This window comes from Collimonas sp. OK607 (genome assembly GCF_900111995.1).
In the GTDB taxonomy this organism is placed as follows: Bacteria; Pseudomonadota; Gammaproteobacteria; order Burkholderiales; family Burkholderiaceae_D; genus Collimonas.
In genome coordinates, this window is sequence record NZ_FOKF01000001.1 from 287,380 (window position 1) to 301,337 (window position 13,958).

Annotated in this window: 16 protein-coding genes; 6 read left to right on the top strand and 10 right to left on the bottom strand. The window is 57.3% G+C overall.

The genetic code is table 11. The features are described 5' to 3' along the window. Window positions 1–74: 74 nt before the first annotated feature. Window positions 75–1,037, top strand: a complete 963-nt coding sequence (locus BM029_RS01360) for an AraC family transcriptional regulator (protein ID WP_092431894.1) — start codon at window positions 75–77, stop codon at window positions 1,035–1,037. Between the two features lie 15 nt (window positions 1,038–1,052). Here BM029_RS01360 and BM029_RS01365 read toward each other — a convergent pair whose 3' ends face one another. From BM029_RS01365 to tam, 7 genes are all read right to left on the bottom strand, one after another. Further along, window positions 1,053–2,228, bottom strand: a complete 1,176-nt coding sequence (locus BM029_RS01365) for a low temperature requirement protein A (RefSeq protein ID WP_092431897.1) — start codon at window positions 2,226–2,228, stop codon at window positions 1,053–1,055. Between the two features lie 34 nt (window positions 2,229–2,262). After that, window positions 2,263–2,949 (bottom strand): autoinducer binding domain-containing protein, encoded by a 687-nt coding sequence (locus tag BM029_RS01370; protein WP_244544847.1) that lies wholly within the window; start codon window positions 2,947–2,949, stop codon window positions 2,263–2,265. A gap of 191 nt (window positions 2,950–3,140) precedes the next feature. After that, on the bottom strand, window positions 3,141–4,520 hold the full coding sequence (gene dbpA / locus BM029_RS01375; RefSeq protein ID WP_092431900.1) for an ATP-dependent RNA helicase DbpA: 1,380 nt from the start codon (window positions 4,518–4,520) through the stop codon (window positions 3,141–3,143). Window positions 4,521–4,640: 120 nt separating this feature from the next. After that, a complete protein-coding gene (locus BM029_RS01380; RefSeq protein ID WP_092431901.1) occupies window positions 4,641–5,027 on the bottom strand; it encodes an SMU1112c/YaeR family gloxylase I-like metalloprotein in 387 nt (128 codons plus the stop codon). A gap of 48 nt (window positions 5,028–5,075) precedes the next feature. Beyond that, a complete protein-coding gene (locus BM029_RS01385) occupies window positions 5,076–5,606 on the bottom strand; it encodes a chromate transporter (RefSeq protein ID WP_092431903.1) in 531 nt (176 codons plus the stop codon). After that, entirely contained in the window at window positions 5,603–6,187 is a 585-nt protein-coding gene (locus BM029_RS01390; protein ID WP_092431904.1) for a chromate transporter, read from the bottom strand. Before BM029_RS01390 ends, BM029_RS01385 begins: the two co-directional genes overlap by 4 nt. A gap of 14 nt (window positions 6,188–6,201) precedes the next feature. Next, window positions 6,202–6,981, bottom strand: a complete 780-nt coding sequence (gene tam / locus BM029_RS01395) for a trans-aconitate 2-methyltransferase (RefSeq protein ID WP_092431906.1) — start codon at window positions 6,979–6,981, stop codon at window positions 6,202–6,204. 182 nt (window positions 6,982–7,163) lie between these two features. Between tam and BM029_RS01400 the strand changes: the two genes are divergently transcribed. Both BM029_RS01400 and BM029_RS01405 read left to right on the top strand, forming a co-directional pair. Beyond that, a complete protein-coding gene (locus BM029_RS01400; RefSeq protein WP_092431907.1) occupies window positions 7,164–8,054 on the top strand; it encodes a transcriptional regulator GcvA in 891 nt (296 codons plus the stop codon). A 115-nt stretch (window positions 8,055–8,169) separates the two neighbouring features. Next, window positions 8,170–8,613, top strand: coding sequence for a hypothetical protein (locus tag BM029_RS01405; RefSeq protein WP_092431910.1), 444 nt, complete (start codon window positions 8,170–8,172; stop codon window positions 8,611–8,613). 48 nt (window positions 8,614–8,661) lie between these two features. Here the strand turns inward: BM029_RS01405 and BM029_RS01410 are convergent, their stop codons facing one another. Together BM029_RS01410 and BM029_RS01415 are read right to left on the bottom strand one after the other, a co-directional pair. Beyond that, the gene (locus BM029_RS01410) at window positions 8,662–9,309 is read right to left on the bottom strand and encodes a hypothetical protein (protein WP_244544848.1); all 648 of its coding nucleotides are present in this window, start codon (window positions 9,307–9,309) and stop codon (window positions 8,662–8,664) included. Continuing rightward, complete coding sequence (locus BM029_RS01415) at window positions 9,306–9,539, bottom strand: hypothetical protein (RefSeq protein WP_139217168.1); 234 nt, start codon at window positions 9,537–9,539, stop codon at window positions 9,306–9,308. Before BM029_RS01415 ends, BM029_RS01410 begins: the two co-directional genes overlap by 4 nt. Between BM029_RS01415 and BM029_RS26185 the strand changes: the two genes are divergently transcribed. The 3 genes from BM029_RS26185 to BM029_RS25510 all read left to right on the top strand — a co-directional run bounded on the left by BM029_RS26185 (window position 9,532) and on the right by BM029_RS25510 (window position 12,954). Further along, window positions 9,532–10,683: a hypothetical protein gene (locus tag BM029_RS26185; RefSeq protein ID WP_139217170.1), complete on the top strand. Its 1,152-nt coding sequence runs from the start codon at window positions 9,532–9,534 to the stop codon at window positions 10,681–10,683. The two genes, BM029_RS01415 and BM029_RS26185, sit on opposite strands and share 8 nt — an antisense overlap. Window positions 10,684–11,601: 918 nt before the next feature. Next, entirely contained in the window at window positions 11,602–11,991 is a 390-nt protein-coding gene (locus BM029_RS01435; RefSeq protein WP_092431919.1) for a hypothetical protein, read from the top strand. 396 nt (window positions 11,992–12,387) lie between these two features. Beyond that, window positions 12,388–12,954: a hypothetical protein gene (locus tag BM029_RS25510; protein ID WP_139217172.1), complete on the top strand. Its 567-nt coding sequence runs from the start codon at window positions 12,388–12,390 to the stop codon at window positions 12,952–12,954. On the opposite strand, the gene BM029_RS01445 is transcribed toward BM029_RS25510, so the two are convergent. Next, entirely contained in the window at window positions 12,951–13,559 is a 609-nt protein-coding gene (locus BM029_RS01445) for a hypothetical protein (protein ID WP_139217174.1), read from the bottom strand. The genes BM029_RS25510 and BM029_RS01445 overlap by 4 nt on opposite strands. Window positions 13,560–13,958 lie beyond the last annotated feature (399 nt).

Sequence of the window (13,958 nt, forward strand, 5' to 3'; positions counted from 1 at the left end):
CAAAGTTGTCATTGGCCCACGCCGCGTCGGATCGAAAAATAGTAGACTCGATCAAACGCTGTGAAAGGCTGAAAATGAATAATTCAGGATCAATGCAAGAGGCAGCCGCCGAGCAAGCGGCATCGCTGCAGCAAATTGAACTGGCGCGCCTGATTGCGCAATACGCCACCGAAGGCGTACACCAGACGGCGATTGCACCACTCCACCTGGCGCGCCTGTCGCAACCGTCGGCGCCTGCCCATGCCTTGCATAAGCCGGCCTTGTGCATTATCGCCCAGGGACAGAAGCAAACGATGCTGGCCGATGAAGTCTATATTTACAATCCCACCCAATATCTGGTGGTCTCGGTTGACTTGCCGGTGACGGGGCATGTGACGCAAGCGACGCCGGATCAGCCTTATCTGAGCTTGCGGCTGGATCTTGATCCGAAGGAGATCGGCGACCTGATCATGGCGGGCGAGGGACACGTAAAAAAAGCCGATTTGCCGGCACGTGGCATGTTTGTCAGCAAAGCCAACTCCGGTCTGCTGGATGCCGTGCTGCGCCTGATGCAGCTGCTTGCGACTCCGAAGGATATCCCGGTGCTGGCGCCGCTAGCGATACGGGAAATCCTGTATCGGCTGCTGCAGGACGAGCAGGGCGGCATGTTGCAGCAGATCGCCATGTCCGACAGCCAGGCGCAGCATGTGGTCAAAGCGATCGATTTGATCAAGCGCGATTACCGGTTGCCGCTGCGGATAGAAAACCTGGCGCGCGAAGCGAACATGAGTTCATCTTCGCTGCACCATCATTTCAAGGCGGTGACGGCGATGACGCCTTTGCAATACCAGAAACAACTCAGGCTGCAGGAAGCTCGTCGGCTGTTGTTCGCGCAGGTCGGAGACGCCGCCACGGCAGGGCATCTGGTCGGCTATGAAAGCCCTTCGCAATTCAGCCGCGAGTACAACCGCATGTTCGGTTCACCGCCGGCGCGCGATGTTGCACGCTTGCGTGCTGCTGGCGCAACTGGTACTGCTGCGGTCGGCAGCCCTGCTTAAGCCGGGCTGCCAGGCCTAGTCGGTGCGTCGCATGCGGCGGCGCGACACGCTCTCCCGGGTAGCCGCGACTATCAGTATTGCGGTGGTCAGGCCAGAGACCATCAACTGATCGGTGAAGTAGGCGAGCGGGATCAACAACGCCAGCGCCATCAGTCCGATCACGTGAGAAAACGGAAACCGATGGTAGACCACGGTCTTGTAGATGCCGTTGCCGAACAAATACACCATCGGTCCGCCGATCAGGACCGCCAGCGATTTGGTATCTATATGTCCGGCCGGATCGGCGATCGCCAGTTCATTGCCGACGGCGGTAATGATCACTCCGGCGACGATGATGACATGGGTGTAGTGGAAATACGCACCGATACGTCCCGGATCTTTGGAATGTACGATGGCTTCGGTGCCGGCCTGGCTGCTGGTGTCGAAATAGATCCACCACATCGCCAGGCTGCCAAGGAAAGCCACCAGGAATGCGATCAGGGTAGGTGCATTCCAGTTTGCCATATGGCCGATGGTGGCGCCGGTGACGAGGATCGATTCGCCCAGCGCCACGATCACGAACAACTGGCAGCGCTCGGCCATGTGGCCACCCTCTATGGTCCATTCCTGCGTCCGGGAGCGGCCCATGCCCGGCAGCCACAGGCCGAACATCGGCGAGACGTATTCGCAAGCCACTGCCAGCATCCAGAAGCATAGCCGGTAATTGCCTGCAGACAGGCCGCCGGCAATCCAGAATACGCCCGAGATGCACAGCCAGCCGAGCATGCGCTGGAAATTCTTGCTCAGGGCATGATGGCTTCCCAGGTGGCATACCACGAACAGGGTGCGGCCGATCTGCATGGTGGCGTAGCACACGGCAAAAATCAGGCCGCGTTCACCAAACGCATCAGGCAGCACTGCCGACATGACCAGGCTGACCAGCATGATGGCAAACAGCAACAACCTGATCGGCATCGTATCCGGATCGAACCAGTTGGTCACCCAGCAGGTGTACTGCCAGACCAGCCATACCGCAAACCACAGGACCAAGGTTTGGAAAGCACCCAGCGGCGTGAGGTTTTCCAGTAAATGGTGGGATAACTGAGTAACGGCGAAGACATACACCAGATCAAAGAACAGCTCGACCGGCAGCACTTTGGCTTCGTGGCCATCGCGGGCACGGAGGAGATTGGCCTTGCCCCAGATACTCATCTTTTTCCTTGCATCTGTATCGTCGTCCATCCGACTATAAAATGCCAAGTCTCACTGCCTTGACGGCCGCTGCGGTTTTGTTGGTTGCGTTGAGTTTTTTCAGGGCGTTCGAGATATGAAAATTTACCGTACGATCGGAAATGTACATGATCTCGCTGATTTCACCCGAGGTCTTGCCGTCGGCAGTCCAGCGCAGCACGTCGATTTCCCGTGAGGTCAACTGGGCACCGGCTTCCGGCATGTGTTCTTTGATCAGCAACAGCGACAAGCCTTCATGGGCAACGTTGACCAGCCATGATAATTTCATCGAAATTTCACGCAGCTCTGCATGTGAAATATTGTCATCCGAGCGCGATAGATTGAGCAGTCCGCTTATGCCTTTTGCATCGTGGCATGATTGCGCCCAGCCCGTATGCAAGCCATGTGCGTGCGCGTCTTCCCAGAACGAGCGATTGCTGGCGATTTGTGCGTCAGCCCAGACCAGCGGCAAATTGGATTGCCGGCCATGCGCCACGGTAGGGTCGATGTTCTGGTAGCTTTCCTGGGCGTAGCGTTGCTGCCACTTGGTCGGATAGTTGTTGATGCTGACTATTTTTGGCTCGGCAATCGGCCAGGGCAGGCGCATGTCGTAAGCGCAGTAATCGAAGCCCAGTTGCCTGGTCACTCCGGACAAGGTGTCAAAAAGGGTGGGCGCGGATTCCGCGCTCAACATGGACTGCATTTGTTGTTCTTGCCAGCTAAGCATGTCTGCACGTCCGTAAAGCGCGGGCCTCGATCTTCCGCGCATGTAGAAATTTCCTTTGAGAAATTTAACACATTTTCGCGGTTGCGAAGATCGAGTGAATCTACAAAAATAGCGATTGATTTGTGTGCGATTTGTGCGGATATATGATGCCCCGCCAGCGCATGGATTTAAATGAACCGCATCTTGAAAGTCTTGCCCTTGATATTGCCGCTGCTAAGCCGGCCAAATGCCTGCTTGGCAATGCGCTTATCCAATGCCACGTAGGTGACGAAATCAAAGACGCTGATCTTGCCGACTTGTTCCTTATTCAAGCCGACATCACCGGTCAGCGCGCCCAGCAAATCGCCCGGGCGCAGCTTGTCTCTTTTACCGCCCATGATGCATAGCGTCACCATCGGCGCCGTCAACGGTTCGCCATAGGCCGGTTCCAGCTCAGCCAGGTCGAACCAGCTGACCGGTCCTTGCTGATAGTCCTCGATCAGCTTGACCCATTTCTTTTCATTCGGTGCGCACAAACTCAGCGCCAGCCCGCGTTCCTGGCCGCGGCCGGTGCGGCCGATGCGATGGATGTGGACTTCGGTATCCTTGGAAACGTCGACATTGATGACCGCACCCAGGGTCTGGATATCGAGGCCGCGCGCGGCAACGTCGGTGGCTACCAGCACTGAACAGCTTTGATTGGCGAAAAGTACCAGAATCTCGTCACGTTCGCGTTGTTCCAGTTCGCCATACAGCGCCAATGCGCTGAAACCCTGTGCACGCAGTTCGTCGGCCAGTTCACGGCAATGAATCTTGGTGTTGCAAAAAGCAATAGTCGATACCGGCTTGTAGTGGTTCAGCAGCTGCGCTACAGCGGCGTTGCGGCCTTCGTAAGAAACTTCGTAAAAGCGTTGTTCGATGCGGACGGTGTCGTGTTGCGCCTCGACTTTGACCTCGACCGCATCGCGCAGGAATTCTGCGCTGGCCTTGCGGATATCGTCCGGATAGGTGGCGGAAAACAGCAGGGTCTGGCGTCGCGCCGGGCAGGCGCTGACGATGCCTGAGATTTCTTCGTAAAAACCCATGTCGACCATGCGGTCGGCTTCATCCAGCACTAGCGTCTGGACCGTGCCGAGGTTGATGCTGCCGCGGCCGATGTGGTCGCGGATACGTCCCGGCGTGCCGACAATGATATGGGCGCCATGCTCCAGCGAGCCGATTTGCGGCCCCATCGGCGTGCCGCCGGTCAGCGTCAGGATCTTGACGTTGTCGGCAAAGCGCGCCAGCCGCCGCAGTTCCTTGGCGACCTGGTCTGCCAGTTCACGCGTAGGGCACAGCACCAGCGCCTGGATCGCGAAGTAGCTCGGATTGAGTTTATGCAGGATGCCGATGCCGAAGGCGGCAGTCTTGCCGCTGCCGGTCTTGGCCTGGGCGATCAGGTCGCGCCGCTCGAGGATGACCGGCAGGCTCTGGGCCTGGATCGGGGTCATTTCGTGATAACCGAGGCTATCCAGGTTGCTAAGTAGTGCCGGCGCCAGCGGGAGATTGGAGAATGAGGATGTTTTCACGGTGATGTCGTCGCCAGCTTAAAAGGGAGGGAAGTCTAACAGGTGGGCGGATTTAGGGCCACAACGGCGTGCTTGTCAAAGTGGCTACCGTGGGGATTGTTGCTCAGTTTATTGCCTGGTTTATTGCTCATACAGTTCCAGCGGCAAGGCATCGGGATCGGCGAAAAAAGTGAAGCGCTTGCCGGTGAACTCGTCGATCCGGATGTCTTCCACCGCGATACCCTGATCGCGCAATTCTTGTACGGCGGCAGCCACATCGGGCACGCGAAACGCCAGGTGGCGCAAGCCGCAGGCTTCCGGCCGGCTCACGCGAGGCGGCGACGACGGGAAGGAAAATAGCTCTATCTGCACGCCGTCCGGGGTGCACAGGTCGAGTTTGTAGGAGTCGCGCTGTTCCCTATAGGTTTCGGCAACAATGGCCAGGCCCAGCAACTTGGTGTAAAACCGCTTGGAACGCTGGTAATCCGAGGCGATGATGGCTACATGGTGGATGCCGGAAATTTGCATAGGTGCTTGAGTGTGGACTTAAGAGATGGCAATAGCATGTAGCCATGACTATACCTGACCTATCCCGCTCAAGCCTAGCAATGCCCCGGCTGCCAGAATCCATAGTGGATGCACTTTGCTTTTGTAGGCAATCAGAGCACAAACTGCGGCGATGACCGCCAGCCCCCAGGTGCGGGTCGAGGCTTCTGTGATCAGGGCTGCGCTGGCGCCCACCAGGCCCACTGTCATCGGCACCATGCCAACCTGTATTGTGGCCCGCCAGGGTTTGTCCTTGAACCGTTGCCAGAGATGCAGGATCACCCCGGTAAGTATCGACGAGGGACCGAATTTCGCCAGGCTGGTGACCAGGACGCCGGGCCAGCCGGCAACATGCCAGCCGACCAGCGTCACCACCATCATGTTCGGCCCCGGCGCGGCTTGTGCCAGGGCGAACATGGCGCTGAATTCTTGTGGCGACATCCAGTGATGGATGTCGACCACCTGGCGTTGCATTTCCGGCAAGATGGTGTTGCCGCCGCCAAACGCCAGCAACGACAATTGACTGAAAATCGTGGCAAGGGCAAGCAGGGTATCGCTCATGACGGCAACTTCCAGATAGCGATGATGCTAAGCGGCGCCAGTATTAGCATGGTCGGCAGCAAAGGCAGGCGCAGCAAGCCGATCGAGACAAAGAACAAGCATGCAATCAGCAGTGGCAGCGGTTTTTTCAAGATCGGCATCAGCATTTTCAACGCCATCGCGATCAACAGGCCGGAAGCTGCAGCGGCGAGGCCTGCAAACAGGTGCTGTACCGAGAGATTGTCCTGGAAATGCTGGTAGATGACGCCGAGTGCAATCACAACGGCCGATGGCGCTGCAATCAACCCTAGCAACGAAGCCAGGGCGCCGGCCACGCCGCGGAAATGCAGGCCTATCGCTACCGACAGGTTGATGATGTTGCCGCCCGGCAGGCACTGGCACAAGCCAAGCATGTCGGTGAATTGCGCGGAGGTCAGCCAGCGTCGCTGCTCAACGATCATGCGGCGCGCCAGTGGCAGCACGCCGCCGAAGCCGATCATTCCCAGCGTCAGGAAGCCGACGAATAATTCGCGGGTGGATGGCAGGGGGGGCGGCACCTTGCTCGCACTATTTTCGACGGTGGCGATGGATTCTGTGGTCATAGAGCAGTCATGGCTTAAACATTGGCAACGATAAACAATCTTTTGAACGGCAATAGTGTGACGCCATTCTCGCGTTGTGGATATGCCTCACGCATTGCTTCCGCGTAGGCGGCGCGGAAGGCTGGCCGTTTATCCTCAGGCAACGCGTCCAGGTAAGGCCGCAAACTGGTGCCTGCGGCCCATTCCACGACGGCGTCCTCGCCACGCAAGGTATGCAGGTAGGTGGTTTCCCAGATGTCGAGCTTGCAGGTGCGCGGACACAGCAGGTCGTAATAGTTTTCAGCTGTCAGAATCGACGGTTGCTGCGGCACGCCCCGTAGATAGGGCGCAAACGATGGCGATCTGGCTATTTCAGCCTGCATCTGCCGCAAGGGAGCATCGTGCATGGCCGGCATCTGCAGCGCCAGCCAGGCGTCTGGGCGTAAGAACGACAGTAGGCGCGGTAACAGGGTGGGGTGGTCTGGCAGCCATTGCAGCGTTGCATTGGAATAAATCAGATCCAGCATTCCATCGGGCTGCCAATGCGCAAGATCGGCACGCTCAAAGCGGCAGTCCGGGACCGCTGCTGCTGCGGCGGCCAGCATGTTTTCCGAACCGTCGACGCCAAGCACGTCAGCGTCTGGCCAGCGCGCCTTTAACAAAGCCGACACGTTACCGGTACCGCAACCGAGATCGACCACCCGCTGTGGTTCCTGCTCAGGGACGTAAGCCAGCAAATCGAGGGCCGGGCGCAAACGTTCGTTGCCAAAATGCATATATTGTTTGGCGTCCCAAATATCTGTAGTTGTATCCATGTTATCTCCTAGGATTTATCACAAGGTCGCACGTTTGGGCATTTTCCCGAGAGTTGCCGATGAAATCTGACATTGTGTGGGAAAAGTCGATGAATATTGATTCGATAGACGCATGTTACAGAAATTCAGGGACCATACAAATCGACTTTTTTACATCGCTGTTGTGACTTATAATCACAAGCATGTCTAGAAAACTCCCTCCTTTGCAAGCGTTGCGCGCATTTGAAGTCGCTGCGCGTTTTGAAAATTTTTCGGCAGCAGCTGAAGAATTGCATGTGACGCATGGTGCAGTGAGCCGCCAGGTGGCGGTGCTGGAAGCCTGGCTGGGCATGCAGGTGTTCCATCGTCTCGGTAAGCGTGTGCAGTTGAGTGACGATGGCCGGCGCTATCTGGTCACGGTGCAAGCGGCTTTCGACAATATCGCGACAGCCACCAAACTGCTGCGCGAATCCGGCACGGTGCGGGTGTTGCACATCAACGCTTTGTCGACCTTCGCCATGCGTTGGCTGTTACCGCGCCTGAGCGGGTTCCAGCGTTTGTATCCGGGAGTTGAACTGAAATTGTCTACCTCCACCTCGCTACAGCCTTTGGGCGAAGCTGGTGAACTGTTCGACGTTGCGATTCGACGCGGCCCCGGCCACTGGCCGAATTGCGTGAGCGGCGAATTCCTGGAAGAAAGCGAGTTGCCGGTTTGCAGTCCGGCGCTGCTGGCGCGCGCGCCTATCCGGGTAGCCAGCGATCTCGTCGCGCACACCTTGCTGCATTCGGATACCCGGCCCGAGGCTTGGTCGAAATGGTTGACGGAAGCCGATGTGGTGCCGGCCTTATGCAAGAAAAAACAATCGTTCGACCATTTTTATCTCGCCTTGCAGGCAGCCATTGACGGGCTTGGCGTTGTACTGGGGCCGTTACCGCTGATTACCGATGAACTAGCCAGCGGCCGTCTGGTAATCCCGTTAGCCGAGCCGGTTATTCGCGCCAGGAGTTATTGGTGGATAGTGGCGCGCCATCAAGCCGATGTGCCCCTGATCAAGCATTTTTGCGACTGGCTGCAACAGGAGTCGCTGCGGTGATCCGGATTGGGTAAAGTAATCCCGGTAAATATTGATGTATTAGTGATGCATAAAGGCAACTGTACCTTTGAACTCAGATCAATTTACATAAAAAATAAATGAGGAGACAAAAGTCATGCGCCTTACCCAGTTCAGCCGTCTTTCGACATTTTTTGCTGTCACATTATCTGGTTTGGCGCTTAGCGCCTGCGGTGGCGGTAGCGATGGCAGACTGACGTCGCAACCGAAAATGTTTACCGCCGATGGCGGCGTGTCGTCGTTTTACCAGTGGAGCCAGGAGATTCCTGCTACGCCAGGTATTTTGCTGCGGCAGGAAGCGCTGCCGGCCAACCTGGTGCTGCCCAACGCCGTGCAAGGCATCCGCATCCTGTATAGCTCGACCGACGGCGACGACGGTAAAACCGCGATCTATGTTTCCGGCGATTTGCAACTGCCTAAGGGCACGCCTCCAGCTGGCGGCTGGCCGCTGATTGCCTGGGCCCATGGCACCGTCGGCGTGGCGGATGTGTGCGCACCTTCGTGGACCGTGCGCGATCCGCGCGATGTTGTGCGGCGTTGACGCCACCGCCGTAGTTTGAACGATTCAGAACGGCATCAAGATAGCGGCTTAAGATTGTGGCTTAACCACCAGATCCATGCGACGCTGAATCCGGGTTTGCGCTTCGCTGTCGTTGGCGGCTCGGGCACGCTGCAGTTGCACTCCTAGCCAGGCTAGCAGCGGACGGCGCCAGCCCTGGGCGGAGGCGGTTTCGGTAGCGTTGCCGATATCGGCCGGCGTCAGGCGTCCGCTTTGCAACAGTGCTGCGGCCGCTACCAGGCGCGCCAGCGGGTCTTGGATATCGCCTATGCTGCCGCTACTGACTACTGCTCTATGGTGAGGTGGCAGCAAACCGGCATCCAGGCCTTGCCAACGGCCATTCAGGTAAGCGGCATAACTGCGTTCGCCAGCATCGGCATCCTGCGCCAGGGGCTGGAACCCGGCGCAGTTGTCAAACTCCAGGCTGGCCGCACGCGTGGCGCAGCGCGTCAGTTCAACCCGCGCCACCAGATCGGCACGGCCGGTACTGGCGACGGCATCGCGGGCGCGCGCAAACTCCAGGTCGGCGACACGTGTATTACCGCTGAGATAGGCTGAGGAAAAACTTTGCATGGAACCATAGGCATTGCCTTGCCATTCGGGTGCCGGCGGTTTGCTGCTGCAGGCAATCAGGAGTGCAGCCGGCAAGATGGACAATAAGACGGTCGATATCTTCATGGCAGTTTGAGCTCCGTATTGCGGGCGAAGGGCCATTTGCGGTTGATCTCGTCGACCAGTTGCGTCACTTTACGCAAACTGGCATCCACCTCACCCCGCAGCCCGCCCAAAACCGAACGACCCAGACGGGAACCGCCACCCACAACTACACCCTCCGACACCACAACAAAGACCAACACCAAAACCCCGAAACCGGCCCACAGCACGCCAGGCAGCAGGAAGATGGACACCTCCGACCAGCCCATCAAGCCGCGCACGCCCCCCACCAACAACAAGCGCGAATCCCACGACACGACAAGCGCAACCACGCGACCCAAAGTGCCCAACAGCTACGAAGCCGACAAGCAGCTGAACAAGAAAAAACACAAAACCAAACATTACCCAACCAACCAGCCAGCCAAAGGCAGCATCTGCAACAGCCGCGTACGCACACGCGAAGAAACCCAGGGGACAGCTGCCATGACAATCAACAACCCCCGGGCCGAAGCCACCAGGCCGGCAAGGCACACCGAAAGATCCACGCACACCAAAGCGCGATCCGACGCCGCCGGCAACAAAGCATCCCCGACAACGACCCTAAACGAAAAAACACGCATAACGACGACCAAGCCCCAACACAGCAAGAACACAACAGGGGCGCACAGCCACGTCGCATCCTCCCGCAAGACAGAAATCAAAAGCAAGGAAGTGCCGCCCAGCGCCACACACAAGCACGGCAAACCCAACAAAGGAAACCCAGACAACAACAGCCCCATCCCCACCAGCAACCCCACCCAAAAGGACCACATCAACAACACCAGCAGACGCAGCAAGAACACCCAGCCAGCACACAAAACATACAACAAAAAACCGCAGACCAACGCGGCCAGCAAGACCAGCAGCAGCAACGCCAAGAACGCAAAAGATGCCAGCGGCGGCAGAACGGCCGCACAAGGCACAAAAGAAGAAACAGAGCCAGTGCAAAAACTCGTGCGCCCGACTAGAGATAATAAAAACCCAGACACCCGACCCCGAGCAGCACAAGCACAAACAGCAAACGGCTGGAACCAAACGCCAGCGGAAACGACAGGGACACAGACCGCCGAACCGCGGAAAAAACCGCACCCCAGCAGAATAACCCCACCCAAAACCCCAACAGGAAAGCCGGCAGTGCCAACCCAAATGAAACCCCGCCAGCAAAAACGCGCCAAACGGAGCGGGAGCAATCAGCCAACCACCAAAAGCGGAAACCCAACACATGGAGAAAAGCAAGAACAAAGAAAACCACGCCCAGCAACCAAGCCAGCCGCAGCAACGAAAAGGCCCAACCGAACGCACGCCGAACCACAGCAAAAGGCAAACGACCGAGCCCAGCGCCGCCACCAACAAGCGTAGCAAGAAGGGAAGCAATGCGGAAAACGGCCCCACAACGCACCACAACAAACAAAGCGGCCCACAGCCATACCAACGCCAGAAACACGACCCGCACCACCATTGCCAGCGACAACAGCAAAAGGCCAGAGCTAAAACCAGCGACGAGCAACAGACCAAGCACAACCAGCCACAACAAGGAACACAACAACCAAAACCACCACAGGAACCGCCAACGGCGGGCGCAAAGGCAGCGACAACAAGCCGCGCCGCGACCACAACAATAGGCAAACCGAGAGAAACACAGGACCAGTCCCACACCAGCCACAAGAAGAACGCCACACCACCGACACGACCCGACCAACACAATCACAACACACTGCGCGGGTGACAGGGACCTCGAAAACGGGCGGGCCAAGGCCAAACAAGAACGAAGCAACCATGGAAACCACTCGCATGCGCCGCTATTGCGAAGCCGACCACACCCAACACCAAGACCCAAACACAAAGCACAGAAACGCCGCTTCGAAGAATACCGAAGCCAGCGCGGCGAAACACATGTGCAAGAAGGAGACCACCAACAACGCGAACGCATGCTCGCCAGCGCCCAAGTCCCCCGAAAACAACGGCACGTCCACCAACGCCCAACGGCCCATCGCACACGTACGCAAAGGCACGAAACCCAAAACCAGCTCGTCGCACTAGGAAGCCACGACCGCCCCGGCCAAAGCCTGGGGCAAGGAAATCCCCGACAAACAACCAGAGGAAACCATAAAGGAAAGCCAAACGCGCACACCCACCGGACCCGCCCGCAACAACGCAAGCCGGCAGAAACGGGGCACCAGGCAAGACACATGCAACAACAAAGAGCCGAAGAACACGCCGAAAACGAACAACGACAAACACCGACCCGGCAAGACCAAGCTCAGCAACAAGAAAGACATGCAAACCGAAAAAAAAGGCACCCCCAAAATACCGGTGAACATCACCACCAACCCCATCCGGCCCCAATACAAGGGCGGAGACCAGACACCGCGCACACACAACGACGAGTGCCACACCGAAGACCGAAAGCACATCAAGCAACACGACGACAAAGAGAGAAGAATCAACGAACACGACCGCGTCCACAAAGAACCGCGCGCAGGAAAAAAACGACAGCCCGCGACCGCGAACGACAGGGTCCAACAGCGCGTCCGGCATACCAACATACATCGCCCCCAATCTGGCCATAAAGCCAACACCACCAACAACTCCGACTGGACAACAAATGACCCGAAATACAACGTCACGAAAAAACAGAACAAAACAACACCCAAGCCACCACAGTGAAAACAGCAATACAGCAAGTTCAACCCGAAGAAACACGGAGAACAACAAAACAACAAAACACAAGAAATGCAAGAGGAAAAAAAACAAGACACCCCCAAAAAGAAGCAGCAAAGAAAACGAACCCAGCCAACCGGAACAACAGCCCGAACCACAAAGGAACCAGTAGCGAAAACATACCAGACCGGAACAAAGCGAAGAGCGAAACAGACAGACACAGAAAACGCCGCCGGGAGCCGCGCACCAGGCCCACCCTCAAACAATAGAGCGACCAACACGATGCACCAAAGCGCAGGCAGACAATCCCCAACAAACACCGGAAGCAACGAGAGGAAGGAGCGCGAGCAAGGGCCTTGAAGAAGCGCAGTGACGCAGCTTAGGAATCTCCCGAGCGCACTGATGCCAGCCCAAGACAAAATGCCGGGAAAGCGAAATAACAAAGAAACCAACCCACCCGGGCAGTCAAAGAATGCCAACCGGCAAAGCAACCAACAGACTAAAGGAAACCAATCAGACAGAAAAAGAACACAGAAAGACCCCGAGCCCGCTCAAAAACCAGCCGCAACGACCACGAAGCCGCCGCCAAAAGGGCAGGCCGCCCATAAAGAACGGCCAGGCGAACGTAGCAGGACAGCAACCGCCCCCCGAGCAGAAGCGCCGCGCGCGCCCAACAATACGCAACGTCCAGAGCATGCACAGCCAACCCATCGCCCGCACAGCGAAACAACGACATCCCCACAAGCACGCCATCACCCACACCTGGACGACGATGTACACCGGCATCCACCGCCGGAAGGAAATCAAGCATCAAAACACTGCATGGCGCCAAAGATAGGCAAAATGCGCGGCAACATGTCCACAGAAGCAAAAGCAAAGGCCCCCCGGCAAAATAAAAAGCGACACGGCCGCCCAAAAAAAGCTAAAGAACAAACGACGCCAAAAGCAAAGCCAGGCAAAGCACCCTAGCAAAGGAAGCTGAAACAAGCAAAAGCGACAAGCAACTCCCCGCCAGCGCACAGAAAAAAAGGCCCGAACGACAGCGACACCCGGCGCAGCAGCCCAGTCTCACCAGCCACCACATACAAAGTCAACAGAACAGAAAATCCCGCAACACCGAGCAACACAACAGAGCCGACGTCCACCCACAAGCCAAAGACAGCGACAGACAGGAACCGAAGGCAAATACAGCCGAGCACCGCACGCGTGACGAAGACAAAACGAAAGATTGCCAGGGCAAAAGACAATCGCCCCAGGGCACCGCCAAAACGCTCCTGCAGCCAGCGACAAGGAGCCAAAAACCAAACACGAAAGACAAAACGACCCAGCATCACACCCGACACCACAACCCGCAAATTGCCTGCCACCGCAACCAGAGACCAAAAGACCAACACCCACGCGCCCCACGAGAAAACCCGCCAGATCATGCAGAAGGAACCGCGCCGCCGAAACAAGACCGCCAAACAGATCACCGAGGCAAACAAGCCCCACAACAATGCCGCCCGACAAGACACGCACAGGCCCAAACCCACATTCGCGCAGCAGCGCCAGAAATCAGCCAGCAGGCGCGGCAAGAAACACACACAGGACCGAAGAACCCACAAGATCACGCACCAAACGGACACCCCACGAAACGCCCACAAGGAGCATCCGCCGTCAAGAAACGCCCGCAGGAACAAGCCCCACAACCGCAGCATGCCCAACCACCAGCAAGGCACCGACACTCTTGTCCCAAACCACTCGAACAACAGCAAGCACGCGGGCGCCGCCAGAAACCGGACAGACAGCCAGACTGCGCGTGGCCTCAAGAACAAGCCCGACGCCGCACACCAACAACTCAGACAGAGAGCCACGCAATCAAAGATTTAGAGCGGCCCCAATGAAGCAAGAAGCAAGCCTCTCCCATTTCAAAGAACAAGAAGCCAAGAAAGAGCACGCACAAAAACCGAAAATACAAACAAGAAAATAATGTC

Excerpts from the sequence above, each read along its gene's own strand:
- BM029_RS01380 (WP_092431901.1), bottom strand. The coding sequence starts at position 5,027 with ATGCAAATTTCCGGCATCCACCATGTAGCCATCATCGCCTCGGATTAC.
- BM029_RS01435 (WP_092431919.1), top strand. The coding sequence starts at position 11,602 with ATGCAAACCGAAAAAAAAGGCACCCCCAAAATACCGGTGAACATCACC.
- BM029_RS01390 (WP_092431904.1), bottom strand. The coding sequence starts at position 6,187 with ATGACCACAGAATCCATCGCCACCGTCGAAAATAGTGCGAGCAAGGTG.
- BM029_RS01360 (WP_092431894.1), top strand. The coding sequence starts at position 75 with ATGAATAATTCAGGATCAATGCAAGAGGCAGCCGCCGAGCAAGCGGCA.
- BM029_RS01405 (WP_092431910.1), top strand. The coding sequence starts at position 8,170 with ATGCGCCTTACCCAGTTCAGCCGTCTTTCGACATTTTTTGCTGTCACA.
- BM029_RS01365 (WP_092431897.1), bottom strand. The coding sequence starts at position 2,228 with ATGAGTATCTGGGGCAAGGCCAATCTCCTCCGTGCCCGCGATGGCCAC.
- BM029_RS01410 (WP_244544848.1), bottom strand. The coding sequence starts at position 9,309 with ATGAAGATATCGACCGTCTTATTGTCCATCTTGCCGGCTGCACTCCTG.
- tam (WP_092431906.1), bottom strand. The coding sequence starts at position 6,981 with ATGGATACAACTACAGATATTTGGGACGCCAAACAATATATGCATTTT.
- BM029_RS26185 (WP_139217170.1), top strand. The coding sequence starts at position 9,532 with ATGGACACCTCCGACCAGCCCATCAAGCCGCGCACGCCCCCCACCAAC.
- BM029_RS01385 (WP_092431903.1), bottom strand. The coding sequence starts at position 5,606 with ATGAGCGATACCCTGCTTGCCCTTGCCACGATTTTCAGTCAATTGTCG.
- BM029_RS01400 (WP_092431907.1), top strand. The coding sequence starts at position 7,164 with ATGTCTAGAAAACTCCCTCCTTTGCAAGCGTTGCGCGCATTTGAAGTC.
- BM029_RS01370 (WP_244544847.1), bottom strand. The coding sequence starts at position 2,949 with ATGCAGTCCATGTTGAGCGCGGAATCCGCGCCCACCCTTTTTGACACC.
- BM029_RS25510 (WP_139217172.1), top strand. The coding sequence starts at position 12,388 with ATGCCAGCCCAAGACAAAATGCCGGGAAAGCGAAATAACAAAGAAACC.